Below are 24,456 nucleotides of genomic sequence, written 5' to 3'. Positions count from 1 at the left end.
GGCAAGAGGTATCCGGTGGGAGAGGTGCTCGAACATGGCCGAGAGCGCGCCGACCTATAGACGGGATCGGCCGCGTCTGCCGGCGGAGCAGCGACGCCGGCAGATCGTCGAGGTGACGACCCGCCTGATCGCCGAACGGGGTTTCTGGGGACTGTCGATGCAGGACGTCGCCGACGGCTGCGGGCTGACCGTCCCCGGGCTGCTGCACCACGTCGGCTCCAAGGACGGGCTGCTCATCGCGGTCCTGGACCACCGCGACGCCGAGGACGCCCGGGCCCTCGCCGAACAGCTCGGCGTCGACGAGCACGACCTGCCCGGCGACCTGTCCGCCGGGCCCCCCTCAGGCGTCGACCTGCGGCGCATGTGCTCCGCCCTGGTGCGCCGCAACGCGTCCCAGCCCGAGATCGTGCGGCTGTTCACCGTCTTGGACGCCGAGTCCCTGAACCCCGGCCACCCCGCCCACGCCTATTTCGTGGCCCGGCAGGAGCGGGTGGTCACCGTGCTCGCCGCGCTCGCCAGGGACCTCACCGACCGGCCGGAGTCGCTGGCCCGGCAGCTCGTCGCGATGATGGACGGCCTCCAGACCCAGTGGCTGCGCGCGCCCGAGACCACCGATCTCGTCGAGGAGTGGAACGCCGCGGCCGAGGTGCTGTTCGCGGGTCTCGGCTCCTGAGCGCCCCTGCTCCCGGACCGGCGCCCGGCCCGCCCACGCCCCGAGAACGCCGGCACCACGAGCCACGTCACGGGGGTGTGACGTCGGAGAACGCCTCGCCCATGGTGAGGGGAACGTGGCGGTCGGCTCACCGAAGGAGGTCGGCGGTCCCCGCCCGCTGGGCGGTTTCGGGGAGGCGTCGGCACCGCCGCCGAGCGGACACGGCCGTCCAGGGCGCGGCCCGGTGCCGTCGGCACGGACGCGAGGCCCGCGACGGGTGATCCGGGCCGATCCCCCTGAGAGCGGCCGTCCGAGAGCGGCGTCGCCCCCCGGATCCTCTCCGGGGAGGACCGGCCCGGTGAGGGGCCGTCTCCCGGGAGCGCGGGGCGGGCGCCCGGATCAGGGTGTCCGCGCTCCCACGTGGAAACGCCTCGTCAACCGGTCAAGGCCTCGTCCAGGTCGGCGTGGACGGGCATGAGCAGGTCGAGGCCGACGATGGTGAGGACCCGGCGGACCCGGGGGTGGGGCGCGGCCAGGCACAGGAGCGGTCCGCCGGCGTGGATCCGGTTGAACGCGGCCATGATCGCGGAGATGCCGGAGGAGTCGCAGAAGACCGTGCGGGTCATGTCCACGATGACGCGGCGTGGACCGGCCGCGATGGCTTCGGTGAGATGCCTCCCGAACTCATCGGCCACGTCCATGTCGATCTCCACGGGAGCGGGGACCAGGAGTGGGGCGTCGTGGGCGCAGGGCGCGTGCATGTGGGCGGAGACCTTCCAGCTCCGAAGGACGAGGAGGGCGAGTCGCGATTCGTCGCCGTCATCGTTGCACTGTGGTCGGAGTGAGGGCAAAGCGGGTTGTTATGGGAGAGCGGGCCCTCAGGCGCCCGGAGGGGAGAAAGGCGCCGTATCGGGAGGAGGGGGGCGAGGGCCCGCTCCGCGCGCCGTCCGGGCGGCGCGTGCCCTTTCGATGCCCCGCCTGCGGAGGGTAAACATCCCTCTCCCCTAGGTCAGCGCGGAGAAGGGAAGGAACCGTGGTCAGCGGGGGCGCGCCGGCGGAAACCGGCCGTGGGAGTCCGGGGGGCGACCTGGTGAAGAGACGAAGGGGAAGGAGGCCAGGGACGAAGGTCGGAAACGCCCTGGCCGATTGTGGTCGTGGCGGGAGGGGGCCGCGTCGGCCGGTACGGGACGGGGTGGACGGGGACGGGTGGTGCTTTCGGGACCGGTGTCCGCCTCCTCTCGGGCTCCGTACCCGGCGGTCTCCGGCCGCGTCCGCGATCGTTCGCGTCCCGGAGCCGGCCGAGGCACCCCCACGCCTGGGCCAGGCGGAGCCGGGGCCGAGGACATCCGGCCGGCGGTTCCGGCCGGCGGTCCCCGGCCACGTGGGGGAGCGGGGACGGGGAAGGGTCCCCGCTCCTCCCTCTCCCGGGTGCGTCGCCCCGGGGCCGGTCCCTCGCGGCGCGTCCGCCGGCTCAACGGCGGCTCGTGATCCGTTTCGCCTCCTGACGCTTTGCCGGGGCGCCGTCACCCTGCTCACCGCCGGCCTGCCTGGGCGCGAACATCGAGTAGCCCCGTGCCATGGCCGTCCCTTCGGAGTGTGGTGAGGTCCTTCGACGGCTTCACCCGCCCTTCGGCCCGCGGCTTCTCATCACCTTCGCCGAAAAAACGACCAAACACTCCTTTTCTCTAGAAAAGCGACATTTCACCAGAGGGTGATCGGGGCCGTCGGCCACTCCGCGGCGCCGGAGAAGGCGGCCTGGCCGTACCCGGCCACCGTGAAGACCCGAGGAAACGGCGCGACCGGCGCTCCTCTCAGGGAACGGCCACGGAGGCGGCGCATCCGCGTCGGACCTGTTCCTGGCACCTCGGGGAGAAACGCGCCCTGCCGTGACGCCCCGCCCCACCGTCTGCGGCGTGTCGGGACCGGACACGCTCGTCCCCGCTCCTTCCGCGACGAGCCCGACCACCTCCACGCCGTCACGGACGATCCAGGACGCGCCGGAGCAGGCCGGAACGGAGGACGGGAAAACCCGTCGCGCCGCCCCGCCCGCCACACCGCCCCCGGCACCTGGCGGGACGGCGATGGCCGTCACCCCGGACGGCCGGCGCGGCGAGGGGGAACGCGTGGAACGCCCCGGTCGTCCGTCGCAACGCCATGGGGCGTGTCCGGCCGGTTGCGGATACCGCCTTCGAGGCGAGGGGCGATCCTGGCTACGGTGCGTTCATGAGCGCGGAGCAGACCCCCGGATCCCCCGAACACGAACGTCCACGTGCTCGCCTCACAACCGTGTTCCCGCGCGCGGGGCGCCGGACCTTCCTCCTGTCGGTGTCGGCGGTGGGCGTGCCGATCACGGGCGCGGCCGTCCTGGCCTGGCCGGTCGCGGTCGCGGCGTGGGAGTCGTTGGCCCCTCCCACCGCCCAGGTGCTCCGCGCCGTGGGGGTGATCGTCTGCCTGATAGCGGCCTCGGCCGGGCTGGCGCGGCTGCGCGGCGAACGCGACGGACCGGTGTGGCTGGGCCGGCTGATCCTGGGGGCGTGGGCGGTCGCCGTGGGGGTGGTGGCCGCGTTGGTGGTGGGGGCCTGGTGGGTGCTGGGGACCCCGGCGTGGGATCCGCCGGCCAGTCTGACGCCCAAGGCGCTGGACTCCATCGCCACCCGAGCCTTCGCGATCGTGGCCGGGCTGGGCGGGGTGGCGCTGCTGGTCATCAACTACCGGCGTCAGCGCACCACCGAGGCCGAGGACGCCCGCGCCGAGCTCGCGGTGGTGCGCGAGGACACCCGGTTGTTCACCGAGCGCTTCACCACCGCCTCCGCCCAGTTGGGCGACCCCGAGCCCGCCGTCAAGCTCGCCGGCGTGCACGCCCTGGCCCACCTCGCCGACGACGCCCCCCAGGGCCGCGACGAACTGGTGCAGATGGTCGTCGACGTGCTCTGCGCCTACCTGCGCATGCCCTACGCCCCGGCCCCCGGTCCCCTCCCCGCCGACGCCGACCCCGACCAGGTCCGCGAACACCGCGCGGCCGGACTGGAGTTCGCCGCCCTGCGCGAGGTCCGTTACACCATCGTCCGCGTCATCGGCGACCACCTGCGCGCCGACACCCGCTGGCGCGGCAGGAACTATGACTTCACCGGCGTGCGCTTCGACGGCGGCGGCTTCCACGGCGCCCGCTTCACCGGAGGACAGGTCTCCTTCGTCCGCGCCGTCTTCGCCGGCCGGGTCTCCTTCGACGGCGCCGAGTTCGCGGGCGACCGGGTCTCCTTCGCCGGGGCCGAGTTCGTCGGCGACGAGGTGACCTTCACCAGCGCCGGTTTCGCCGGGAACCGGGTCTCCTTCAACGGGGCCGCGTTCTCCGGGGCGCTGGTGTCCTTCGACGACCTCAGGTTCACGGGGAACCGGATGTCGTTCGACGGCGCCGTGTTCGCCGGCGACCGGACGTCCTTCGACGGTGCCGTGTTCGCGGGTGACCAGGTGTCCTTCAACGGGACCGGGTTTCGCGGGGCCGTGGTCTCCTTCACCGGCACCGAGTTCGTCGGTACCTGGGTGTCCTTCGGCAGCGCCGCGTTCGATGGCGGACGGGCCGCCTTCGAGGGCGCCGTGTTCACGGGCGACTGGGTGTCATTCGGCGGCGTCAGGTTCGCGGGGGAGGGGGTGTCGTTCGAACGCGCCGGGTTCGGAGGGGACCGGGTGTCCTTCACCGACGCCGACTTCACGAGCGAGGGGGTCTCCTTCGCCGGGGCCGCGTTCACGGGCGCCCAGGTGGCCTTCACCGACGGCGTCCGTGCCGCCAAGGGGCCCTGTCCCAGGGGACTGGGGGAGGCGTTGACGCGGGGCGGGCCCGGCGGGGTCGCCCTGCCGGACGGGTGGCGGACCGACACGGCGGGGTGGGACACCACCACGTAGCCGCGCCACGGGCCGGCGCGGTCCCGCCACTCGCCGACCTGCCCGTCGACGTCCACCGGCAGCGAACCTCGACGTGCGTCCCCTCCGTCCCGCCGGGTGGGACCGCGGCCGGGCCGGCGCTGTCGCGCCGCTTACTCCTGCTGTTCCGGTCCACGCGATCGCCCTGGCTGCTGCCTACGGCGGTGGTGGTCGGCGGGTTGGTGCGGGCCTCTCCTTGGTGCCCGCCGGGCTGCCGGTCGTGGTCGCCGCCGGCCGGCCTGACTCCGCGGTGAATCGCGCCGTGCCCCTGGCGAAGAGCCGGAGACGCCGGCCGGGCCGGCCGGCCCGTGCGGGGAGAGGCCGCGCGGACCTTCGCGCCCTCGACGACGTTTCGGACGCGGTGTCCGCCACCGTGGCCGCTGCGGACCGGGACGTCCTCGCCTTCGGGCCGGCGACCGCGGCGGGGAGGCGAATGGTGCGCCGAACCGACGACACCGGTTTCCTTCTCTGGGAGGAGGAGCCCCGGACCGCCCCGTTCGATGATGGGGGTTCCGCCCACGGCGACGAAGGGGCTCCCATGGCCGATTCCCCGGAGGCGGCGCGGCACGCGCGCACCGGTCCCGCCCGTGCCGGCCGGATATGGCCGGCCGGTGGCGTCGCGGTCTTCGCCGCCGCGCTGCTCGCCCTCGTGCTGACCGGACACACCGAGGCGGAACGTTCCGCCGATGAGTACGGCGCGCAACCACTGTGGACCCTGCTCGGACCGGTCGCCGTCGGACTGCTGCTGGTCCGGTCGGTGCCGCCGCGGGTCCCCGACCTCGATCCCGCCCTCCGCCTCGGTCTGCACGGCCGTCCGGTCGGCCGCGAGACGCTCGGCCTGCTGGCCTGTTCGGCGCTGTTCGTGGCGGCGCAGGCGTCGGCCGGCCTGGTGCTCGGCGACGAGGAGGCGTCACTGGTCTATCCGTTGACCAAGGTCGTGTTCCTGCTGGTCGTGCCGCTCGTCCTGATGCGCCTGTGGCGGCCCGACCGTCGTCTCGCCCCCGGGCCGACAGCCCTGGGCGCGCGTCCGGGACGGGGGTGGCGCTGGGGCGGTCTGGTCGCGGTGGTGGTCTACCTGTGGGCGACCGTCTTCTCCCCGTGGGCGCCCGCTCCGCCCACCGCCGAACAGCTGCCGCCCTACGCGGTCACGGTCGTGGTCATGACGGTCACCTTCCTCACCGCGAGCGTGCTGGAGGAGTTCTTCTACCGGCTGTGGTTGCAGAGCCGGCTGGAGGTCCTGTTCGGGCGGTGGGCCGGGATCGTGCTGTCCGCGCTGGTGTTCGCGTCGATGCACGTCGTCAGCCATGGCGCCATCGGCCACCTGGGCCTCGACCTCGCCGTCGTGGTGACCGTCCAGGGGACGGCGGGCCTGCTTTTCGGCTACCTGTGGAGCCGTTACCGCAACCTGTGGCTGCTGATCCTGCTGCACGGCGGTACGAACGCGCTCGGCCTGGTCCCGTTCCTGCTGGGGGCCGCCTGACCTGCGGCGGGGCGTCCCGCCGTGGTTGTGGACGGCCGTCCAGGGCAGAGGGCCCATGCCCAGTGCCGCCCATTTCCGATGGACCGGAAAAGAAATCGCGACATTCCACATTCATTCTCCTACTGAATGTTCCGATCGGGGCAAACTGGGACCCTGAACTGGGAGGATGCCGGTGGACATGGCGCGACGGGCGGTGTTGTGGGCGGGAATCGCCCTGTTCGCCGTCGCCTTGGTCGCGACGGCCACCATGGAGATCACCGCGGTCGAGGGATCCCTCATCGAGGAGGGGCCATCCCCGTTCTGGGTGACCTGGATTCCGATGGGCGCGGGCATTCTCCTGCTGCGCATGCTCACCCCATCGCGGCGTCACCAGGCGCTGGACCGGCGTGTCCAGGACACCCTCAAGCCCCATCCCATCGTCCGGGAGACCGCGCTCCTCGGCCTGTGCCTGGCGGGCTTCCTCCTGGGGCTGGCCATCATGTCCTACGTGTTCGGTCTGGTGAGCGAGGGCTTTCCCTGGCTGGCCGCCCCCGCGGTGCGCTTCATCTTCCTGCTCCTCTTACCGGTGCTGCTGGTGGACCGCGCCGGCATGATCAGGTCCGAGCAGGGCGACACCATGGCGGGCATCGCGATGCGGATCGACGAGCCGTGGCGCTGGAGCGGCGCCGTCGCCGTGGCCGGTGTCCTCGCCCTCATCCTGGCCGGCCAGTGGGACGGTTTCCTCCCGTTCTCCCTGGAGTGGCTGATCACCCTGTTCGGCATCCTGTTCGCGGTCGCCCTCCCGGAGGAGATCTTCTACCGGGGCATGTTGCAGAGCCGGCTGGAATGCCTGTTCGGACGGCACGGTGGGATCGTCCTCGCCGCGGCCGTGTTCGGACTGGTCTACGCGCTGATGGGCGGTTACGAGGACGTCGCGCGCGGGGACCCCTGGACCCTCGGCGCGAGCAACCTCCTGCTGTCGCTGGCCACCTTCGGGGTGTCCTCGCTGATGTACGGCTACCTGTGGTCGCGCTACCGCAACATCTGGCTCAACATCCTCCTACGGGCCGGTGTGATCACCCTGATCACGGGTCCCGCCGTGTCGATCCTGGAGTGAGGGGGCGCGGATGCTCTCGATCGCCGCCCAACGCCGGGTGCTCGTCGCGGGCGCCGCGGTCTACGTCGCCTCGGCCGTCCTGCTCTACGCCACGGGTAACACCCGGATCCGCCCGGGCGAGGAGTACGCCCGGGGGGAGCTGTGGTCCCTGTGGATTCCGGTCGTCGCCGGGATGGTGTGCGTGCGGCTCTTCCCCTGGCGGACTCCCGCCGACGACTTCGAGGAACGGCTGCGCACCGCGCTCAAAGGGCACTCGCTGGGGCGCGAGGTGATGGTGCTGTTCGCCTGCATCCTCGGTTTCGCCGTGGGCGAGCGGGTGCTCCAGATCGTGTTCGGGCTGATCAGCCCCTCCCTCGTCGACCTCTCCTATCACACGGCCAAGGTCTTCTTCCTGCTGTTCGTTCCGGTGATGCTGGTCGGGTCATCGGGGGTGCTGCGCAGGGCGACGGGGCCGGACCTGCCCCGGCTCGCGCTGTGGGTGCCGCAGGGGTGGCGCTGGGGTGGGCTGTTCGCGGTCGCCGCCTACCTCTACTTCGCGGTCTTCCCGCCCTGGACCGCGCCCGTGCCGACCTACGACCGGCTCCCCGACGACTACCAGCCGTTGCTGTCGGTGCTGCTCACCTTCGCGACGGTGTCGCTGCTGGAAGAGGCGTTCTACCGGGTGATGCTGCAGTCCCGGCTGGCGCTGCTGTACGGGCGCTGGCCGGGGATCGTGCTCACGTCGTTGATCTACGCGGTCTCCAGCGCCATCGGGCTCGGCGTCGACACCAACCCGCTGGTCCTCGTCGCGATGGTGGTCTCGGTGCAGGGCGCCGCCGGGCTGATGTACGGCTACCTGTGGTCGCGCTACCACAACCTGTGGTTGAACTTCCTGCTGCACACCGGTGTCAACGCCGTCGCACTGCTCCCGTTCCTCGGCTGGACGGGGTCGGTGTAGCGACCTTCAGGTGAGGGGTCGCCCGGCGTGGCGCCTTGCCGTCGGTCGATAGGGCGTTCCGGATTGCTCAAAACTCCTGGGGAACGGGTATGGACCACTCGGGTCCGTAACGGGGCGGAAACCGTCCCTTCCGGCGTCGTTCATGGTGATGGGGGAGTCTGCGAGCTGTGAGTGTGGAACCGGTTCCCATGGCCCGGGGCGGAGAGAACCTCCCCGCTGATCGCTTCCTGGATCGGGAGGAGGGCTGGCTCCGCTTCAACCAGCGTGTCCTCGAACTCGCCGAGGACACCGACATCCCGTTGCTCGAACGTGTCCGCTTCCTCGCGATCTTCTCCAGTAACCTCGACGAGTTCTTCATGGTGCGCGTCGCCGGGCTGAAACGGCGCATGGCCACCGGTGTCGCGGTCGTCTCGCCCAGCGGCCACCCTCCCCAGGCCCTCCTGGAGCGCATCGCCGAGGTCACCCACGAGCTGGTGGTGCGCCAGGCCGACTGCTTCCGCGGCTCCGTGGCCCCGGCCCTGGCCAAGTCGGGGATCGCCATCGTGCGCTGGGAGGAGCTGGAGGAGCACGAGCGGCGCCGCATGCACCGTTTCTTCCGGGACTCGATCTATCCGGTCCTCACCCCCTTCACCGTCGATCCGGCCCACCCGTTCCCCTACATCTCCGGGCGGTCGCTCAACCTCGCGGTGACCGTCCGCGACCCGCACACGGGCCGCCGCGCCTTCGCCCGGATCAAGGTCCCCTCGGTGCTCCCCCGGTTCCTCGAAGCCTGCTCCGAGCGGTTCGTCCCCGTCGAGGACGTGATCGCCGCGCACCTGCCCCAACTGTTCGAGGGCATGGAGGTGCTGGAGCACCACGCCTTCCGGGTCACCCGCAACGCCGACCTGGAGGTCGACGAGGACGAGACCGACGACCTGGTGCAGTCGTTGGAGAACGAGCTGCTGCGCCGCAGGTTCGGCCCCCTGGTCCGGCTGGAGGTCGAGGAGACGATCTCCGATTCGGTGCTGGAGATCCTGCGCGAGGAGCTGGGCGCCGAAGAGGAGGAGGTCTACTGCGTGCCGGGGCCGTTGAACCTGGCCGGCCTCCACCAGATCGCCGACCTCGACCGGCCCGAGCTGTCCTACCCGCCGATGGTCCCGGCCGAGCCGCGGGCACTGGCCCAGGAGGACTTCTTCGCCGCGATCCGCGAACGCGACCTCCTCGTCCACCACCCCTACGAGTCGTTCGCGACGACCACCGAACGCTTCCTCGCGCTGGCCGCCGCCGATCCCGACGTCCTCGCCATCAAGCAGACGCTGTACCGCACGAGCGGGGACTCCCCGATCGTCGAGGCGCTGATCGAGGCGGCTCGGGCGGGGAAAGAGGTCGTCGCGCTCGTCGAGATCCGGGCGCGCTTCGACGAGCGCAACAACATCGAGTGGGCGCGCAAGCTGGAGGACGCCGGCTGTCACGTCGTCTACGGGGTGGTGGGGCTGAAGACCCACTGCAAGCTCGCCCTGGTCGTCCGCCAGGACAACGACGGCGTGCTACGCCGCTACTGTCATGTGGGGACCGGAAACTACAACCCGCGTACCGCTCGCACCTACGAGGACTTCGGCCTGTTCAGCGCCGACCCCAAGCTCGGCGAGGACCTGAGCGACCTGTTCAACCACCTCACGGGCTTCTCCCGCAAGAAGCACTACCGGCGGCTGCTCGTCGCCCCCGACGCGCTGCGTGAGAGCCTGACCCGGCGGATCCGGCACGAGATGGCCAACCAGATCAAGGGCGAGCCCGCGCGCATCCGCATCAAGGTCAACTCCCTGGTCGACGAGGAGCTCATCGACGTGCTGTACGAGGCGTCGCGCGTGGGCGTCCCCATCGACCTGTGGGTGAGGGGAAGCTGCGTGCTGCGTCCGGGCGTGCCCGGCCTGTCCGAGACCGTGCGGGTCCGCAGTGTCCTCGGCCGCTTCCTGGAGCACTCCCGTGTCTTCCTCTTCGAGAACGGCGGGGACCCGGAGGTGTGGATCGGCAGTGCCGACCTGATGCCGCGCAACCTCGACCGCCGGGTCGAGGCCCTGGTCCGGGTCATCGACTCCGGGCAGCGGACACGGCTGGTCGGGATGATGGATCTCGCGATGGCCGACACCACCTCGACGTGGCACATGAACCCCGACGGAAGCTGGACCCGGCACACCCTCGGCGCCTCGGGGGTGCCCCTGCTGGACCTTCAGAACACGTTGCGCCGCGACCGCCATCTCCGGGTCGTCGATGGGTGATCCGCGCGGGTCCGCCGTGGCGGGGACGGCTTCGCGCCCGTCGCCCGCGCGCGAGGTCGGCGCGGTTCTGTGGCGTCCGGGCGCGGCCGAACGCGAGGTGGCGCTCGTGCGCCGTCCCGGTCGCGGCGGATGGGCGCTGCCGCGCGGCGCGTCCGGCCGGCACGAGCACCCGCTCACCGCCGTGGCGCGGGTGCTCGCCGAGCAGGCCGGGGTCCGGCCGGTCCTGGGGCCGAGGCTGTCCCCCGCCGTCTCGCTGGGGCGGTCCGCTCCGGTCAGGTGGTGGTCGGCTGCGGCGCCGCCCGCCCGCCCCACCGTCGTCGGGCGCGGCGGCGAGGCCGTCTGGACGCCGTTGACCGCGGCCCGCGACCGGGTGACGGCGGCGGAGCGGGAGGTCCTCGCCGACCTCGCGGCCCGGCCCAGCGCGACCGTCCCCGTCATCCTGCTCCGACACGCCTCGGCCGGCGACAAGCGCGCCTGGGACGGCGACGACCTCAGGCGTCCCCTGGACGACACCGGCCGGGACGACGCGCGGAGGCTGGCCGAGGTGCTGGAGACCTTCGGCGCGCCGCCCGTCGTCACCTCGACCGCGTCGCGCTGCGTCGAGACGGTCCGGCCCTACCAGGCCCGTACCGCCGCGACGGTCCGGGGCGAGCCGGCGTTCACGGTGGGGACGGGCGATGCCCGCGACCCGTTCGACCGCGCCGCGGCCCGCGCCGCCTTCGCGGCGCTCCTCGCGCGGCGCACCCCCGTGCTGGTCTGCACGCACGGCGAGCTGGTTCCCGACCTGGTGGCCGAGGCGACGGCCGGTACCACCCCGCCCGCCGATCCCGAACTCGCGAAGGGGGCGTTCTGGGTGGTGCACCTTCCGGCGGCGGGAGGAGGGCTCGCCGGACTCGAACGGTACGGTCCCCGGGAGTGACGGGGCGTGGGGGCGCTCGGGATCGCCGTCGATAGAGTGGCGACGAGCCGGGCCCGGCCCGCGGTCCCGGACGCACCGACCGGAGAACGTGCAGACATGGCCAGACACCAGGTTTCGCGGAGCATCGTGGTCGATGCCCCGGCGGAGAAGATCTTCGACCTCCTCGCCGACCCCCGACAGCACCCCCGTTTCGACGGTTCGGGCAGTGTGCAGGGCGTGGTGCACGGCCCGCAACGGCTCGCCCTCGACGACACGTTCGGGATGGAGATGCGGCTCGGGCTCCCCTACCGCATGACCAACCGCGTGGTGGAGTTCGAGGAGGGGCGGCTCATCGCCTGGCGGCACGCGGGACCGCACCGTTGGCGTTGGCGGCTGGAGCCGCTGGAGGAGGGCGGCACGCTGGTGACCGAGACCTTCGACTACTCCTACGCCGGCGCCTTCGTCTACCAGCTGATCGGCGCTCCGGCGCGCAACGCGCGCGGGATCGAACGGACCCTTCCGCGTCTCAAGCGCCTCGTCGAGGGCGACTAGCCGTCTGCGGTCCGGCGGACCGCAGACGGCGGCGGCCCCGGTGCCGAGGTCATCGACCTCGGCACCGGGGCCGTTGCGCGCTGGGGGCCGGGCTCATGGGCGTGACGTCGGTGCGAGCCGTCTTTCAGGGATCGATGGCCGCGTGCGGCGGCGTCGCGGACGTCACCGGGGAGTTTCCGCCGGTACCCCGGGGCAGGGTGTCTCAGGAGTGGCTGTGCTCGTGGTCGTGGTCGTGGCCGTAACCGTGGTGGCCCTTGTCCTTGCCCTTCTTGTCGTCTTCCTTGCCCTTGCCCTTGTCCTTGTCGTGTTCGGCCTTGTCCTTGTCGTAGCCGTGGTGGCCCTTGTCCTTGCCCTTGTCCTCTTCCTTGCCGTGACCGTGGTGGCCCTTGTCCTTGTCCTCCTCCTTGTCCTTCTCCTCGCAGTAGCCCTTCTTCCGCTCTTCCTCGGCCTTCGCGCAGTAACCGTCGGAGGTGTGGGCGCCCTCCGCGGCGAAAGCGGGCGCGCCGCCCAGGAGGCCGAAGGAGGCGCCGGCGACGGCGGTGAGCAGAGCGGACGCGACGATGCGCTGCAGGGACATGCTGTTCCTCTCGCTATGTAACTGAATTGTTGCGTAGAGTGATCACTCGCGGGAAGCGTACCCCAGCCCTCCCGTGATCAGAAGCGCATCGACACGCGGTTCTATGGCCGGTCTTTTACGGTGAAAAGTGGACTGGTGGGCGATTCAGGCTTGATATGCCGCGATCTCCATCGCCTTGACCCCCGCCCAGATCCGGTCACCGACCCCCAGACCCAGTTCGGCCAGGGCCGCCGGGGTGACGTCGGCGCTCAAGGGGAGATCGCCGTCGAGGTGCACCCGGACCTGGTCGCCGAAACGCTCGACGCCGTCGATCCGCGCCGGCCAGGCGTTACGCGGCGAACCGCCAGGACGCTCCCGATACAGGGCCACCGCGCGCGGAGCAAAGGCGACGAACACGTCGCCGTACCGCCTTTCGGCGATCGTCACCTCGACCGGCCCTCCGTCGGCCACCCGCACCTCCACCCGCGTTCCCGAGGCGACACCCCGATACAGGTTCAGCCCGACCAGCCGGGCCACATAAGCGGTACGCGGACGCCGGGCGATGTCGGCGGGCCGGCCCTGCTGCACGACCGCGCCGTTCTCGATGACCGTCACCCGGTCGGCCAGCACCATCGCGTCCAGCGGATCGTGCGTGACGAGAACGGTCGCGCCGTCGAAGTCCGCCAGGTCCCCGCGCAGGCGGGAGCGGACCGCTACACGGGTGTGCGCGTCCAACGCGGCCAGCGGCTCGTCCAAGAGCAGGAGCCGCGGCCGTGCCGCCAGCGCGCGGGCCAACGCCACCCGTTGCGCCTGACCGCCCGACAGCTCGCGCGGCCGGAGCCGGGCCTGGTCGGACAGCCCGAACCGGTCGAGCAGGTCGGCCGCCAACGCGCGTGCGCGGGCCCGGCCCACCCCCTGACAGCGCGGCCCGAACGCGACGTTGTCCAACGCGCTCATGTGGCCGAACAGCAGGTAGTCCTGGAAGACCATGCCGATCGGCCGGTGCTCGGTCGGGGTGGTGGTCAGGTCCGTCCCCTCCACGGTGACGTGCCCCGACGACAGGGGGACCAGCCCGGCCAGGGCCCGCAGCGCCGTGGACTTGCCCGCGCCGTTGGGGCCCAGCAGGGCCACCACCTCCCCCGGGTCCGCCTCCAGCCCGGCGTCCAGGCGGAAACCCGCGCGCTCCACGACCAGGCGGGCCGACAGGGCGGCGTCGGGCCTCACGGCGTGCCCACCCAGCGGTCGCGCAACCCGATCAGGATCGCCAGCGACACCACCAGCAGGACCAGGCTGAGCACGACCGCGCCCTCGGGGCTCTGCTGCATCGCCAGGTAGACCGCGAGGGGCATGGTCTGGGTGCGGCCCGGGAAGTTGCCGGCGAACATGATCGTCGCCCCGAACTCGCCGAGCGCCCGCGACCAGCACAGCACGGCGCCCGCCAGCACGCCCGGCCCGACCATCGGCAGGGTCACCCGCCGAAAGATCGTCGCGCGCGACGCGCCCAATGTCGCCGCCGCCTCCTCGTAGCGCCGATCCGCGCCGCGCAACGCCCCCTCGACGCTGATGACCAGGAACGGCATGGCGACGAACAGCTGCGCCACCACGACCGCCGCCGTGGTGAAGGGCAGGGAGTAGCCCGTCCACTCGTAGAGGGGACGGCCGACGACGCCGTTGCGGCCGAGGGCGAGCAGCAGCGCCACACCGCCCACCACCGGAGGAATGACCAGGGGGACCGTCACCAAGGCGCGCACGATCCCCCGCCCGGGAAACTCGGTCCGCGCCAGCAGCCAGGCCAAGGGCACCCCCAGCACCAGCGCGATCGCCGTCGTCACGGTCGCCGTCCCCAACGACAGCAGCAGGGCGTCGCGGACCTCGGGCATCAGCAGGCGCGTGCCGAGCGTGGACCACGGGGTGCGCGCCAGCAGCCCCAGGAACGGCAGGATCAGGAACGCGAACCCCAGCGCCGCCGGTACCGCCAGGAGCCAGGGGAAGCGCCGTCGGGCCGCCGGCCGCCCCCGGCGCGGCGGTCCGGACGTCGGGCCCGTCCCGGTCACGGTGCCTGGAACCCCGCGTCGAGGAGGACCGCGCGCCCTTCGTCGGAGGTCACCAGCCCCACCCACGCCTCGGCGAGGTCGGCCTGGGCGGACTCGGCCACGACCGCGATCGGGTAGTCGTTGACGGCGGACCGCGCTTCGGGGAAGGAGATCCCCTCGACCGCGTCGCCGGCCTCCCGCACGTCGGTCCGGTACACCAGTGCCGCGTCCACCTCGTTCAGGCGGACCTTGGTCAACGCCGCCTTGACGTCCTGTTCCAGGGTGACCGGGTCGACCTGCACCCCGGCCTCCTCCAGGGCGGTGCGCGCCGCGGTGCCGCAGGGCACCTCCTCCGCGCAGAGGGCGACCTTCACGTCCGCGCGCGCCAGGTCGTCCAGGTCCTCGATCCGGGCGGGGTTGCCCGCGGGGACGGCGATCTCCATGACGTTACGGGCGAAGACCTCCGGTTCTCCCGCGATGGCGCCGGTCTCGACGGCGCGCCGCATGGTGGACGTGTTCGCGGAGGCGAACACGTCGGCGGGCGCCCCCGCGGCGATCTGCGCGGCCAGGTCGGAGCTGCCGGCGAAGTTGAACTCGACGCGGGTGCCGGCGTGGCCGTCCTCGAACCGTTCGGCCAGTTCCTCGAAGGAGCCGGTCAACGACGCCGCCGCGAACACCGTCAGCGTGCGCTCGGCGGAGGCGTCCGTTGAGGTGGCGCCGTCCGCGCCCTCCTCGACCGGGGCGCAGGCCGCCACCACGGACAGCAGGAGGGCGGCGGCGAGCGCCGCGCGGCGGCCAGGGGCGGGGGAGCCGGAGCGGTCAGGCATGGCGCGCTCCCGAGGACGAGCCGGTTTCCACGATGACGGCGGTCGACTTGACGATCGCGGTGGCCGGGGCCCCCACCTCCAACCCCAACTCGTCGGCCGCCTCACGGCTCATGAGCGACACCACCCGGTGAGGGCCGGCCTGGATCTCCACGTGCGCCATGACCCCGTCCCGGCGCACGTCCGTCACCAGACCGCGGAAGCGGTTGCGCGCGGAGGAGGAGCGCCGGGCCGGATCCTCGTCCGCGCCCTCACGCATGAAGGCGGCCAGGGCGGCGCCGTCGACGAGCCGGTGCCCGTGTTCGTCGCGCACGGCGGACAGGCGCCCGGAGTCCACCCAGCGGCGGACCGTGTCACCGCTCACGCCGACGAGTTCGGCGACCTCGCTGATACGGAAATTCGGCACGAGGCAAACGTATCCCTCGCAGATGCCTATGGAAAGGGGGAAAAGCCCTCGCGTGTGCCCAGGGCGTCCCCGTGACGCGGACGGGCACCGGCTCCCAGCGAACGCCGCACGTCACGCCATGTCACCTCGGGGTCGTGCCAGCACTACTCCGCCTCCACGTGGTCGTGTCATCGCCGTCCTTCCACCGAAGACCTAACGTGGAGGAGGATCGGAGGGAGGACGGGGCGCATGGCGACCACGCGACCGGTGACGGCCATGACGTGGCTGAAACCGGTGTTCGACGGGATCACGGCGCACCGGTCCCCCCGCGAGCGGCTCGTCGCGGTGCTGCACCTGCTCACCTCGCTGGCGCTGTCCCTGCTCTACCTGTTTCCCGCGCTGCTGCTCCTGGTCGGCGCCGACATGTTCTCCCGCGAGCTGTTCGCCCCGCCCGGCGGAGAGTGGCGCTGGGGGATCCTGGCCAACATCCTCATGTTGTGGGGCGGGGTCCTGGCCCCCGCCGCCACTCTGCTGGCCCGGATCAACCGCTGGATCCAGCGGGTCCGCCTGGGCGACACGCCGCTTCCCGTCGTCACCGAGCCCCTCTCGCCCACGCCGGTCGCCCCCTGGCGATGGCTGGTCCTCCTCTACGGCCGCGAGGCGTGGTCGTGCGTCCTGCACAGCACCGTCATCGGCGCCTACGGGCTGGCCGCGGGGGCGCTCGCGCTCGGCCTGGCCGCCTACGGGACCGGCGCGACGCTGGGCGCCCTCATGGGCGTCGGCTACGCGGTGGTGTACGACTCCCTGGCGACGGCCCTCGGCGACCCCCTGATCACCGGCCCGCTCGCCGTCCTCGTCGTCGGCCCGGCGGCCGCGTTCGTCGGCGTGCGGGTCGCCCCGGCGCTGGTGGACCTGGAGAACCTGGTCGTCCGCAGTCCGCTCTTCGACGCCCCCGAGGCGCGGGTGCGCCGCCGCCTGCTCCAGCTGCGCGACAGCCGGCTGCGGATGGTCGACGCCGCCGAAGCCGAACGCCGCCGCATCGAACGCGACCTCCACGACGGCGCCCAGCAACGGCTGCTCGCCGTCACCATGACGCTGACCCGGGCGCGGGCCAAGTTCGACCGCGACCCCGACCAGGCGCGGGCCCTGGTCGAAGAGGCGCGCCAGGAGACCAAGGCCGTCATGGCCGAACTGCGCGAGGTCGCGCGCGGCCTGCACCCCAGGGTCCTCACCGACCACGGGCTGGAGGCCGCCCTGCCCGTGGCCGCCGGGCGCTGCCCGATCCCGGTGCGGGTCGAGGTCGATCTGCCCACCCGCCCCTCGGCGCGCGCCGAGGGGGTCGCCTACTACGTCGCCTGCGAGGCGCTCACCAACGTCGCCAAGCACGCGGACGCGTCCACAATCACGGTCCGCGCCGAGCGCGTGCGCCGGCGCGCCGGCGACCTGCTGCGGCTCACCGTCACCGACGACGGGCGGGGCGGCGCCGACCCCGACCGCGGGACCGGGCTGTACGGCCTGTGGGACCGGGTCGACGCGGTCGACGGCGCGCTGAGCGTCGACAGCCCCGAGGGCGGAGGGACCGTCCTCACCGCCGACATCCCCTGGGAGGCATAGACGTGCGCGTCATCGTCGCGGAGGACTCCGTGCTGCTGCGCAGCGGCATGGTCAAGCTCCTGGAGGACGAGGGGATCGAGGTCGTCACCGCCGTGGGGGACGCCGAGGAACTGCTCGCCGCCGTCGAGCGGCACCCCGACGTGGACCTGTGCATCGTCGACATCCGGATGCCCCCCACCTACTCCGAGGAGGGCATGCACGCCGCGGTCCGCATCCGCCGCGAGCATCCCGGGGTGGCGGTGGTGATGCTCTCCCAGCACGTGGTCGAACGCTACGCCGCCGAACTACTGGGCGGCGGCTCCGGCCGGATCGGCTACCTGCTCAAGGACAGGGTCGCCGACATCGAGGAGTTCGTCGTGACCCTGCGCCGCGTCGCCTCGGGAGGCGCGGCCATCGACCCGGAGGTGGTGGCACAGCTGCTCAGCCGTAACCGGGACAGCGCCCTCGACCGGCTCAGCCCGCGCGAGGGCGAGGTGCTGGCCGCGATGGCCGAGGGACTCAACAACGCCGGCGTCGCGGCCCGGCTCTTCGTCTCGGAGCGCGCCGTCGAGAAACACATCAGGGCCATCTTCACCAAACTCGACCTGGGCCACGACGACCACGAGCACCGCCGCGTACTGGCGGTCCTGCAATACCTGCGCGGGGGCGCCCCGCACGACCCAGATTCCGCGCCCGCCGGCCCCGGGGGCGCGTTCCCGACGGACCCGAGGCAGGGGAGACCATGACGTTCACCGGTCGGGGGCTGTACGCCTCCTCCAGCAAGGAACCACGCGGGCGCAGGAGCGGCTGGCTGTTCATCGGCGCGGTCGTCGGCGTCGTGGCGCTGATCGTCGCCGCGGCCAGCGTCCTGTCCTCCTTCTCCACCAACCACGCCGAGCGCGTCGACTCCTTCGACGGGGCCGCGCGGGTGGTCATCCAGAACCGGACCAACGGCGACGTGGAGATCACCGGAACCAGCGGCGACCAGGTCGTCGTCGGGCGGGAGGCCCGCGAGTCGCCCGTCACCGAGGTCGCGGAGCGGGTCGGCATGGAGGGCGACGAGGTGCGGGCCACCGCGAACTGCGACGGGTGGCAGATGTTCGGGGGCTGCGCCGTCGACTACTCCGTCGAGGTGCCCGAGGGCGTCGAGGTGGTGGTGGAGAGCGAGACCGGCGACGTCGAGGTCGAGGGGGTCGCCGCCAACATCACCGTCACCGCCGGAACCGGCGAGGTCGAGCTGTCCGGTGTCGAGGGCGACCTGGATCTGCGGACCACCACTGGCGAGATCAGCGCCGAGGGCCGTGGCGAGGTGGTCCGCGCCACGAGCACGACCGGTGACATCGACCTGGAGGATTTCACCGCCACCACCGCCGAGGTGCGCGCCACGACCGGCAACATCGACGCGCCCGGCGGCTTCACCACCCTCACCGTCGCGGCCACGACCGGGGAGGTCCACGTCGGCACGGCGTCGCCCTTCGAGCGGATCTCGGTTCAGACCACGACCGGTGACGTCATGGTCCAGGTGCCCGCGGGCGAGTACGACGTCATCGGCGACTCCGGGACCGGTGACCGCGACATCCACGTGCGCGTGGACCGCAACGCGGAGCAGGTGATCGACGCCTCCACGAGCACCGGGTCGGTCACCGTCGAGACCGACTGACGCCTGTTCCCCGTCCCCGTCCGGCGCGCCGGACGGGGACGGGGACGAACGCGCCGTTGCCTTTCGGGGCCGGCCTAGGCGGCCGGTCCGCGGTCCCGTCCCGGTGGGGGCGGCGCGCACCGGGCCGGGCCGCGTCGCGGCCCCGGCCGGGCGGACGCCTCTTCCGGCCGGGGGAAGGCCGTCCCCACTCGCCCCGGTTCGCCGACCACCTCGCGCAGGTCGGCGTCGAGCCGACGGGTGAGACCGCGCCGGTCCAGCAGTTCCAGCAGGGGGACGGCGACCCGGCGCGACGTCGCCAGGGCGCGGCGGGCGGCGCTCACGGTGAACGGCTGCGGGAGGCGGGACAGTTCGGCGTGCGCCTGCTCGACGGCCCCGGGCAGCAGGACGACCCCCTCGGCGACGCGCATCAACCGTCCGGCCCGCACCGACGCCGCGATCTCGCGGGGACCCAACCCGAGCTCGGCCAACCGGGGCGTGTCGGGCGCCGCGAAGGGGGCGCGGCGCAGGTCGCGGGCGAGCCGTTCCAGGCTCCCGCGCACCCGGGGCGGCAGGTCCCCCACGGCGTCGGGGGACAGCACCCGGCCCTCGCGCACCTCCAGCCCGCACTCCCGGGCCAGGAGCGTCACCAGACGCGGGGCGGGCAGCCCCAGCTCGCGCCGCACCTGTTCGACGGGCGGCCCCGGCTCCAGGGGGCGGTGCCCCCGCCAGGCCGCGACCACGGACCCCAGACGCGACCGCAGCCGCGCCCACGCCTCGGGGGCGACGTGGAAGCCGGCGCGCACCTCGCCCAGCGCGGGCAACCCCAGCACCCGGGGCTCGCCGACCGGGACGAACCCCGACCGGAGCAGCCGGGAGCGCGCGGCCTCGCGCGCGCCGCCCGCCACGATCGCCGCCAGCTCGGCGGCGCGCCGGGCCGGGGCGCCACGGTGGCGCAACGGCGGCGGGTCGACGTCCAGCACCCGGACCCCGGCCACGATCCGGTGCGCGCCCGGGTCGCGCAGGAGAGCGGTGTCGCCGAAGCGCAGTGGCAGCGGCCGGGCCAACCGCAGCCGTGCCCACGCCGCGCCCAGGGGGCGCGTCTCCACCGGGACCGCCGCCGACCCCACGTGCAGCATCGCCTGCCGGGGCGGGGGCGCCTCCGCAGAGCCGCGCAGCTCCACGTCGATAGCGTCGGTCAACCGCCAGACCCCCGGGGAGAGCAGGGCGTCGCCCCGCCGCACGCGGGACCGTTCGACGCCGCGCAGGTTCAACGCGACCCGGGCCACCGCCCTTTGCTCGGCGACGGCCTCGCCCAGCGACTCCACCGCGCGGACCCGGACCTGCTCGCCGGTGGAGGAGAGCAGCAGCGTGTCACCCGCGCGCACCGTCCCGGCGCCCAGCGTGCCGGTGACCACGGTCCCCGAGCCGCCGACGGTGAACGACCGGTCCACCCACAGTCGCACGTCCGCGTCCGGATCGGCGGGGGGAAGCCGCCCCACCAGCGCGTCCACGCCGGCGCGCAGCTCGGCCATCCCCTCGCCGGTGACCCCGCTGACCACGACGGAGGGGATCTCGCCCAGCGTCGTCGCCGCGATCCGCTCCAGCGCCACGCGGCGCGCGGGAGTGGGGTCGGCGAGGTCGGCCCGGGTCACCACGAGCAGTCCGTGCCCCACCCCCAGCGCGTCGAGCGCGGCCAGGTGCTCGGCGGACTGCGGCATCCACCCGCCGTCCGCGGCGACCACGAACAGGACGGCGGGGACCGGCCCCAGGCCCGCGAGCGTGTTCGGGACGAACCGCTCGTGCCCGGGCACGTCCACGAACGCGACCCGGCGTCCCGACGGCAGCCGGGTCCAGGCGAACCCGAGGTCGATGGTCAGACCCCGTTCGCGTTCGGCCCGCCAGCGGTCCGGTTCCATTCCGGTCAGGGCGCGGACCAGCGTGGACTTGCCGTGGTCGACGTGGCCCGCGGTCGCGACGACGTGCATCGGCCCCCCTCGGGTCGCCCCCTCAGAGGGGGACGGGGCGTGTCCGCACGTCCTGGCGCCAGACGTGCACGAGGACGCTGTTACCCACCGCGAGCGCGCCGAACACACCGGCCAGAACGGGTTCGCCGATGGCGGCCAGGCCGGCGGTGGCACCGCCGAACACGAGGAGTTCGATGAGGAGCCGTCCCGGCAGCGGCAGGAACATCTCGGCGCCCGGAGCGACGAACATGGCCCAGGCGACGGCGGCCATCAAGGGGGTGGCCATGGCCAGCCCGACCTTGCCGGGGATGCCGTCGCCGGCCTCGAACCCCCAGAAGGCGAGGGCGACCATGGCGCACAGCTCCAGGGTGAAACGCAACGTGGAGTTGAGCGCGCGCGCCACCACCCGGGACGGCCGGAGCCGTTGGGGCTGGTCGGCCGGCGCGGTGACGGCCGCGGTGGGGGTGGTACGCCCGCACAGGTCCAGGCCGCTCCCGGCCCGGGTGAGCCTTCGCGGGCCGGCCGGGTGGGGGAGGTGGCCGCGGGACAGCCGGCAACGGGGGGCGTGGTCGTGGCCGCGGGGAAGGCGACGGTGACCGGCGTGCGGGGCCGTCGCGAGGGGGTGGGGGGTGCGGGCGGCGGCGCGGTGGGGGAGGCCGCCGTGCCGGGAGCACCAGGGCAGTCGCTGGTCGGGCAGGCGCGAACCGTGGACGAAGTTGCGGCTCACGCGGCCCACGCTCCCAGCGTGGTCGAAGGGAGGAGGGACCGGGAGGCGCCGGGGGGCGCGGTGATGAGGGTCATCGCGGGTCCGTGGGGTCGGGTCGGGGGCGGAAGGGACGAGGACCGTGGACAGCGGACATCAGGCGCTACCGTCCACGGCGACGGGGGAGACAGAGACAGGGGCGAGGTGGCGGCCCGCCGCCAGCACCGCGGCGGCCAGGTCCTCCTCTTCGGCCGGCGCCACCGTGCGCAGATCGAGTAGGCAACGGGAGCGCCGGACCCGTCCCACGACGGGGACCGGGCGGGACGCGCGCAAGGGGGCGGCGAAGGCGGCCGGCAGGCTCACGGCCGCGCTGGGCAGCTCCACTCCGGGGGCCCCGCCGCCGCCCACGGCCGCCTGAGAGCGTTCGGCGCGGGCGTCCAGTCCCGCGCGCCGGAACCGGGTGGCGAGCGCGGCGGCGCGCGCGGACAACTCGGCGACGGGCGTTTCCAGCCGGGCGCGTACGGGGGGCGCGGGGCCGCGCAGCGTTGCTTCGAGCGCGGCCAGCGTCAGCTTGTCCACGCGCAGGGCACGCGCGGTGGGGTGCCGCCGTAGCCGTTCGACCAGGTCGGCGGCTCCGAACAGCAGGCCGCACTGGGGGCCGCCGAGGAGTTTGTCCCCGCTCGCGGTCACCAGCGCGGCACCGGAGCGCAGCGCCGAGGTGACATCGGGCTCCCGGGGCAGTAGCGGGTCGGGGGTCAGCTGGCCCGAGCCGACGTCGACCACGAGCGGGACGCCCAGCCCGGCCAGCTCGGCGGTCTCCGGGGCCGACGTGAACCCGGTGATCCGGAAGTTCGACGGGTGGACCCGCAGGACGAACGCGGTCCGCGTTGTGACGGCCGCCGCGTAGTCGTCCACGGTCGTGCGGTTGGTCGTGCCGACCTCGCGCAGCACGGCGCCCGCGCCGGTCAGGAGGTCGGGCAGCCGGAAGCCGTCACCGATCTCGACCATCTCGCCGCGGCTCACGACGATCTCACCGCCGTCGCCGGCGAGCGCGAGCGCGCACAGCAGCAGCGCGGCGGCGTTGTTGTTGACCACGTGCACCGCGGCGGCCTCGGGCACGGCCTCGGCCAGGGCGGCCAGGGCGCCCCGGCCGCGCCGGGCGCGTTCGCCGCTGGCCAGGTCGAACTCGACGTCGCAGGCGCCCGCGGCGGCGGCGACGGCCTCCCGCGCCGCGCGGGAGAGCGGTGCGCGGCCCAGGTTGGTGTGGACGAGGACACCGGTGGCGTTGATGACGGGGCGCAGGGACGCCGCGGTGGCCGGCAGGGCCGCGACGGCCGCCGCGACGACCTCCTCGGGCGGGATCTCGCCGGCCCGGGCACGCCGCTGCGCGGCGGCGACCGCGGACTTCACCGTGGAACGCCCCAGGATCCGTTCGGCCTCGGCGAGGCGGGGATCGGCGAGCACGGCGTCGGTGCGCGGGACACGTCTGCGAAGGTCGGTCACGACGGTTGCTCCCGGGAAGGGATGGCGGAGGCGGACGGGAATCGAACCCGCCAGCGGCAGGTGCTGTCGCTCAACGGTTTTGAAGACCGCGCCGGTCACCAGACCGGGTACGCCTCCCCGAGGGGAGGGGCGTTCGTCCTCTGTCATTCTGCTGTACCGGACGCCTTTACGGCGAGCCGACGGGCCATATTCTTCTCAACCGAATTTCGGGTCGCGGTGGTATGTCCTACAGTTCGTTAGCGCGTGCGGAACCGACTCGGATAGCGGGGGCCATGGAAGCAACGACGCTCGCAGAGGTCTGGCAGGACGTCTTCCTCACCCAGAGCCCGCCCCCGCAGTGGGTGGTGATCGCCTCGGCCGCGGTCGCGCTGGCCGCGGTACTGGTCCGGGGACCCTGGCGGATCGCCCGCAACGTGGTGACGATCGCCCACGAGGGCGGCCACGCTCTGGTGGCCCTGCTCAGCGGACGCCAGCTCACCGGGATCCGCCTGCACTCCGACACGTCGGGGGTGACGGTCTCGCGCGGGCGCCCCGAGGGGATCGGGATGGTGCTCACCGTCGCCGCGGGGTACGTGACCCCCTCGCTGGTCGGACTGGGCGGGCTGCTCCTCCTGCTCGCCGACCGCATCACCGCGCTGCTGTGGATCAGCATCCTGCTGCTCGCCGCGATGCTGCTGCTCATCCGCAACGTCTACGGCGTGATCTCGGTGGTGGCCACCGGGGCGCTGGTCTTCCTGATCTCGTGGTTCACACCCGAGGAGGTGCAGGGCGCGTTCGCCTATCTCTTCACCTGGTTCCTCCTGTTCGCGGGGGTGCGTCCGGTGTTCGAGCTCCAGGCCCAGCGCCGCAGGCAACCCTCGCCCCACTCCGACGCCGACCAGCTCGCCCGGCTGACCGGACTGCCGGGGACCGCGTGGGTGATGGTGTTCGGGCTGGTCAACGTCGCGGTGCTGGCGTTCGGCGGGTGGCTGCTCCTGCTGTGACCGTGGGGGCGGGGAGGGCGCCACGGGAGCTCCCGCGGCGCCCTCGGCGCGATCTCAGCCCTGTCCGGGGGCGTCCAGGGGCTCGGCCAGCGCGCTGTCCACCGTGGGGACCACGGGGATGCGCGTGTCCAGGGCGGTGACGTGCAGGATCTGCGCGACACGCTCGGAGGCCGAGGCGACGAACAGGCGGCTGTGCCGCTCCTTCGCCGCCTTGTGGCACTGGATGAGTACGCGCAGTCCGCTGGAGTCGATGAACCTCAACAGGTCACAGTCGAGGACGACACGCCCGTGGGGGCGTTCCGAGACCGCGTCCAGCACCGCGGTGCGGAACTCGTCCTCGGTGGCGATGTCGACCTCTCCCTCCAGGACGAGAACGGTCCCGTCGTCATGGGTACGGCTGGTGATCTTCAGCGCGGGCATGCTCGCTCCGGGGTGGTACGCCAATGCCGTTGCCCGGCCAGATGGCGAGGCGGTCCGAACACGGC

Annotated in this window: 22 protein-coding genes and 1 tRNA gene; 12 read left to right on the top strand and 11 right to left on the bottom strand. The window is 73.2% G+C overall.

The window, feature by feature from the left end:
- Positions 1-34 precede the first annotated feature (34 nt).
- Positions 35-673 carry a TetR/AcrR family transcriptional regulator gene (locus tag B5D66_RS23140; protein ID WP_078763930.1) on the top strand — a complete coding sequence of 213 codons (639 nt, stop codon included), beginning with the start codon at positions 35-37 and terminating at the stop codon, positions 671-673.
- Positions 674-1,086: 413 nt separating this feature from the next.
- Here B5D66_RS23140 and B5D66_RS23135 read toward each other — a convergent pair whose 3' ends face one another.
- Positions 1,087-1,503 (bottom strand): STAS domain-containing protein, encoded by a 417-nt coding sequence (locus B5D66_RS23135; protein WP_144390285.1) that lies wholly within the window; start codon positions 1,501-1,503, stop codon positions 1,087-1,089.
- A gap of 1,372 nt (positions 1,504-2,875) precedes the next feature.
- Between B5D66_RS23135 and B5D66_RS23125 the strand changes: the two genes are divergently transcribed.
- From B5D66_RS23125 to B5D66_RS23095, 7 genes are all read left to right on the top strand, one after another.
- A complete protein-coding gene (locus B5D66_RS23125; protein WP_144390284.1) occupies positions 2,876-4,552 on the top strand; it encodes a pentapeptide repeat-containing protein in 1,677 nt (558 codons plus the stop codon).
- Positions 4,553-5,108: 556 nt separating this feature from the next.
- Entirely contained in the window at positions 5,109-6,050 is a 942-nt protein-coding gene (locus B5D66_RS23120) for a CPBP family intramembrane glutamic endopeptidase (protein WP_159457309.1), read from the top strand.
- Positions 6,051-6,228: 178 nt separating this feature from the next.
- On the top strand, positions 6,229-7,146 hold the full coding sequence (locus B5D66_RS23115; RefSeq protein ID WP_159457308.1) for a CPBP family intramembrane glutamic endopeptidase: 918 nt from the start codon (positions 6,229-6,231) through the stop codon (positions 7,144-7,146).
- Between the two features lie 10 nt (positions 7,147-7,156).
- Entirely contained in the window at positions 7,157-8,083 is a 927-nt protein-coding gene (locus B5D66_RS23110; protein WP_078763924.1) for a CPBP family intramembrane glutamic endopeptidase, read from the top strand.
- Between the two features lie 188 nt (positions 8,084-8,271).
- Complete coding sequence (locus B5D66_RS23105; RefSeq protein ID WP_078763923.1) at positions 8,272-10,338, top strand: RNA degradosome polyphosphate kinase; 2,067 nt, start codon at positions 8,272-8,274, stop codon at positions 10,336-10,338.
- Entirely contained in the window at positions 10,331-11,257 is a 927-nt protein-coding gene (locus B5D66_RS23100; RefSeq protein WP_078763922.1) for a histidine phosphatase family protein, read from the top strand. The genes B5D66_RS23105 and B5D66_RS23100 overlap by 8 nt, the downstream gene beginning before the upstream one ends.
- Positions 11,258-11,353: 96 nt before the next feature.
- Positions 11,354-11,788 carry an SRPBCC family protein gene (locus B5D66_RS23095; RefSeq protein ID WP_078763921.1) on the top strand — a complete coding sequence of 145 codons (435 nt, stop codon included), beginning with the start codon at positions 11,354-11,356 and terminating at the stop codon, positions 11,786-11,788.
- Positions 11,789-11,990: 202 nt separating this feature from the next.
- Here B5D66_RS23095 and B5D66_RS25575 read toward each other — a convergent pair whose 3' ends face one another.
- The 5 genes from B5D66_RS25575 to B5D66_RS23070 all read right to left on the bottom strand — a co-directional run bounded on the left by B5D66_RS25575 (position 11,991) and on the right by B5D66_RS23070 (position 15,607).
- Positions 11,991-12,365 carry a hypothetical protein gene (locus B5D66_RS25575; RefSeq protein WP_159457306.1) on the bottom strand — a complete coding sequence of 125 codons (375 nt, stop codon included), beginning with the start codon at positions 12,363-12,365 and terminating at the stop codon, positions 11,991-11,993.
- A 144-nt stretch (positions 12,366-12,509) separates the two neighbouring features.
- Positions 12,510-13,568, bottom strand: coding sequence for an ABC transporter ATP-binding protein (locus tag B5D66_RS23085; RefSeq protein WP_235001183.1), 1,059 nt, complete (start codon positions 13,566-13,568; stop codon positions 12,510-12,512).
- A complete protein-coding gene (locus B5D66_RS23080) occupies positions 13,565-14,398 on the bottom strand; it encodes an ABC transporter permease (protein WP_078763920.1) in 834 nt (277 codons plus the stop codon). Before B5D66_RS23080 ends, B5D66_RS23085 begins: the two co-directional genes overlap by 4 nt.
- A complete protein-coding gene (gene modA, locus B5D66_RS23075) occupies positions 14,395-15,204 on the bottom strand; it encodes a molybdate ABC transporter substrate-binding protein (protein ID WP_078763919.1) in 810 nt (269 codons plus the stop codon). The genes B5D66_RS23080 and modA overlap by 4 nt, the downstream gene beginning before the upstream one ends.
- Positions 15,197-15,607, bottom strand: a complete 411-nt coding sequence (locus B5D66_RS23070; protein ID WP_078763918.1) for a TOBE domain-containing protein — start codon at positions 15,605-15,607, stop codon at positions 15,197-15,199. Before B5D66_RS23070 ends, modA begins: the two co-directional genes overlap by 8 nt.
- 228 nt (positions 15,608-15,835) lie before the next feature.
- Between B5D66_RS23070 and B5D66_RS23065 the strand changes: the two genes are divergently transcribed.
- Genes B5D66_RS23065 through B5D66_RS23055 form a run of 3 tightly spaced genes read left to right on the top strand, consistent with a single transcriptional unit; the run spans position 15,836 to position 18,839 of the window.
- The gene (locus B5D66_RS23065) at positions 15,836-17,200 is read left to right on the top strand and encodes a sensor histidine kinase (protein WP_078763917.1); all 1,365 of its coding nucleotides are present in this window, start codon (positions 15,836-15,838) and stop codon (positions 17,198-17,200) included.
- Between the two features lie 2 nt (positions 17,201-17,202).
- Positions 17,203-17,925, top strand: a complete 723-nt coding sequence (locus tag B5D66_RS23060) for a response regulator transcription factor (RefSeq protein ID WP_078763916.1) — start codon at positions 17,203-17,205, stop codon at positions 17,923-17,925.
- Positions 17,922-18,839, top strand: a complete 918-nt coding sequence (locus B5D66_RS23055; protein ID WP_078763915.1) for a DUF4097 family beta strand repeat-containing protein — start codon at positions 17,922-17,924, stop codon at positions 18,837-18,839. The genes B5D66_RS23060 and B5D66_RS23055 overlap by 4 nt, the downstream gene beginning before the upstream one ends.
- 74 nt (positions 18,840-18,913) lie before the next feature.
- On the opposite strand, the gene selB is transcribed toward B5D66_RS23055, so the two are convergent.
- The 4 genes from selB to B5D66_RS23035 all read right to left on the bottom strand — a co-directional run bounded on the left by selB (position 18,914) and on the right by B5D66_RS23035 (position 23,105).
- On the bottom strand, positions 18,914-20,803 hold the full coding sequence (gene selB, locus B5D66_RS23050) for a selenocysteine-specific translation elongation factor (protein WP_078763914.1): 1,890 nt from the start codon (positions 20,801-20,803) through the stop codon (positions 18,914-18,916).
- 22 nt (positions 20,804-20,825) lie between these two features.
- Positions 20,826-21,509 carry a YrdB family protein gene (locus tag B5D66_RS26400; protein ID WP_078763913.1) on the bottom strand — a complete coding sequence of 228 codons (684 nt, stop codon included), beginning with the start codon at positions 21,507-21,509 and terminating at the stop codon, positions 20,826-20,828.
- 132 nt (positions 21,510-21,641) lie between these two features.
- Positions 21,642-22,988, bottom strand: a complete 1,347-nt coding sequence (selA, locus tag B5D66_RS23040; RefSeq protein ID WP_078763912.1) for an L-seryl-tRNA(Sec) selenium transferase — start codon at positions 22,986-22,988, stop codon at positions 21,642-21,644.
- A gap of 22 nt (positions 22,989-23,010) precedes the next feature.
- A tRNA-Sec gene (locus tag B5D66_RS23035) sits at positions 23,011-23,105 on the bottom strand.
- A gap of 155 nt (positions 23,106-23,260) precedes the next feature.
- Here B5D66_RS23035 and B5D66_RS23030 point away from each other — a divergent pair.
- On the top strand, positions 23,261-23,971 hold the full coding sequence (locus B5D66_RS23030) for a M50 family metallopeptidase (protein ID WP_078763911.1): 711 nt from the start codon (positions 23,261-23,263) through the stop codon (positions 23,969-23,971).
- A gap of 54 nt (positions 23,972-24,025) precedes the next feature.
- Here the strand turns inward: B5D66_RS23030 and B5D66_RS23025 are convergent, their stop codons facing one another.
- A complete protein-coding gene (locus B5D66_RS23025) occupies positions 24,026-24,391 on the bottom strand; it encodes an STAS domain-containing protein (RefSeq protein ID WP_078763910.1) in 366 nt (121 codons plus the stop codon).
- Positions 24,392-24,456: the final 65 nt, after the last annotated feature.

The organism is Marinactinospora thermotolerans DSM 45154 (genome assembly GCF_900167435.1).
Classification (GTDB): domain Bacteria; phylum Actinomycetota; class Actinomycetes; order Streptosporangiales; family Streptosporangiaceae; genus Marinactinospora; species Marinactinospora thermotolerans.
The sequence above is the reverse complement of the archived record's forward strand: the minus strand, read 5'-3'. Positions and strand labels throughout refer to the sequence as shown.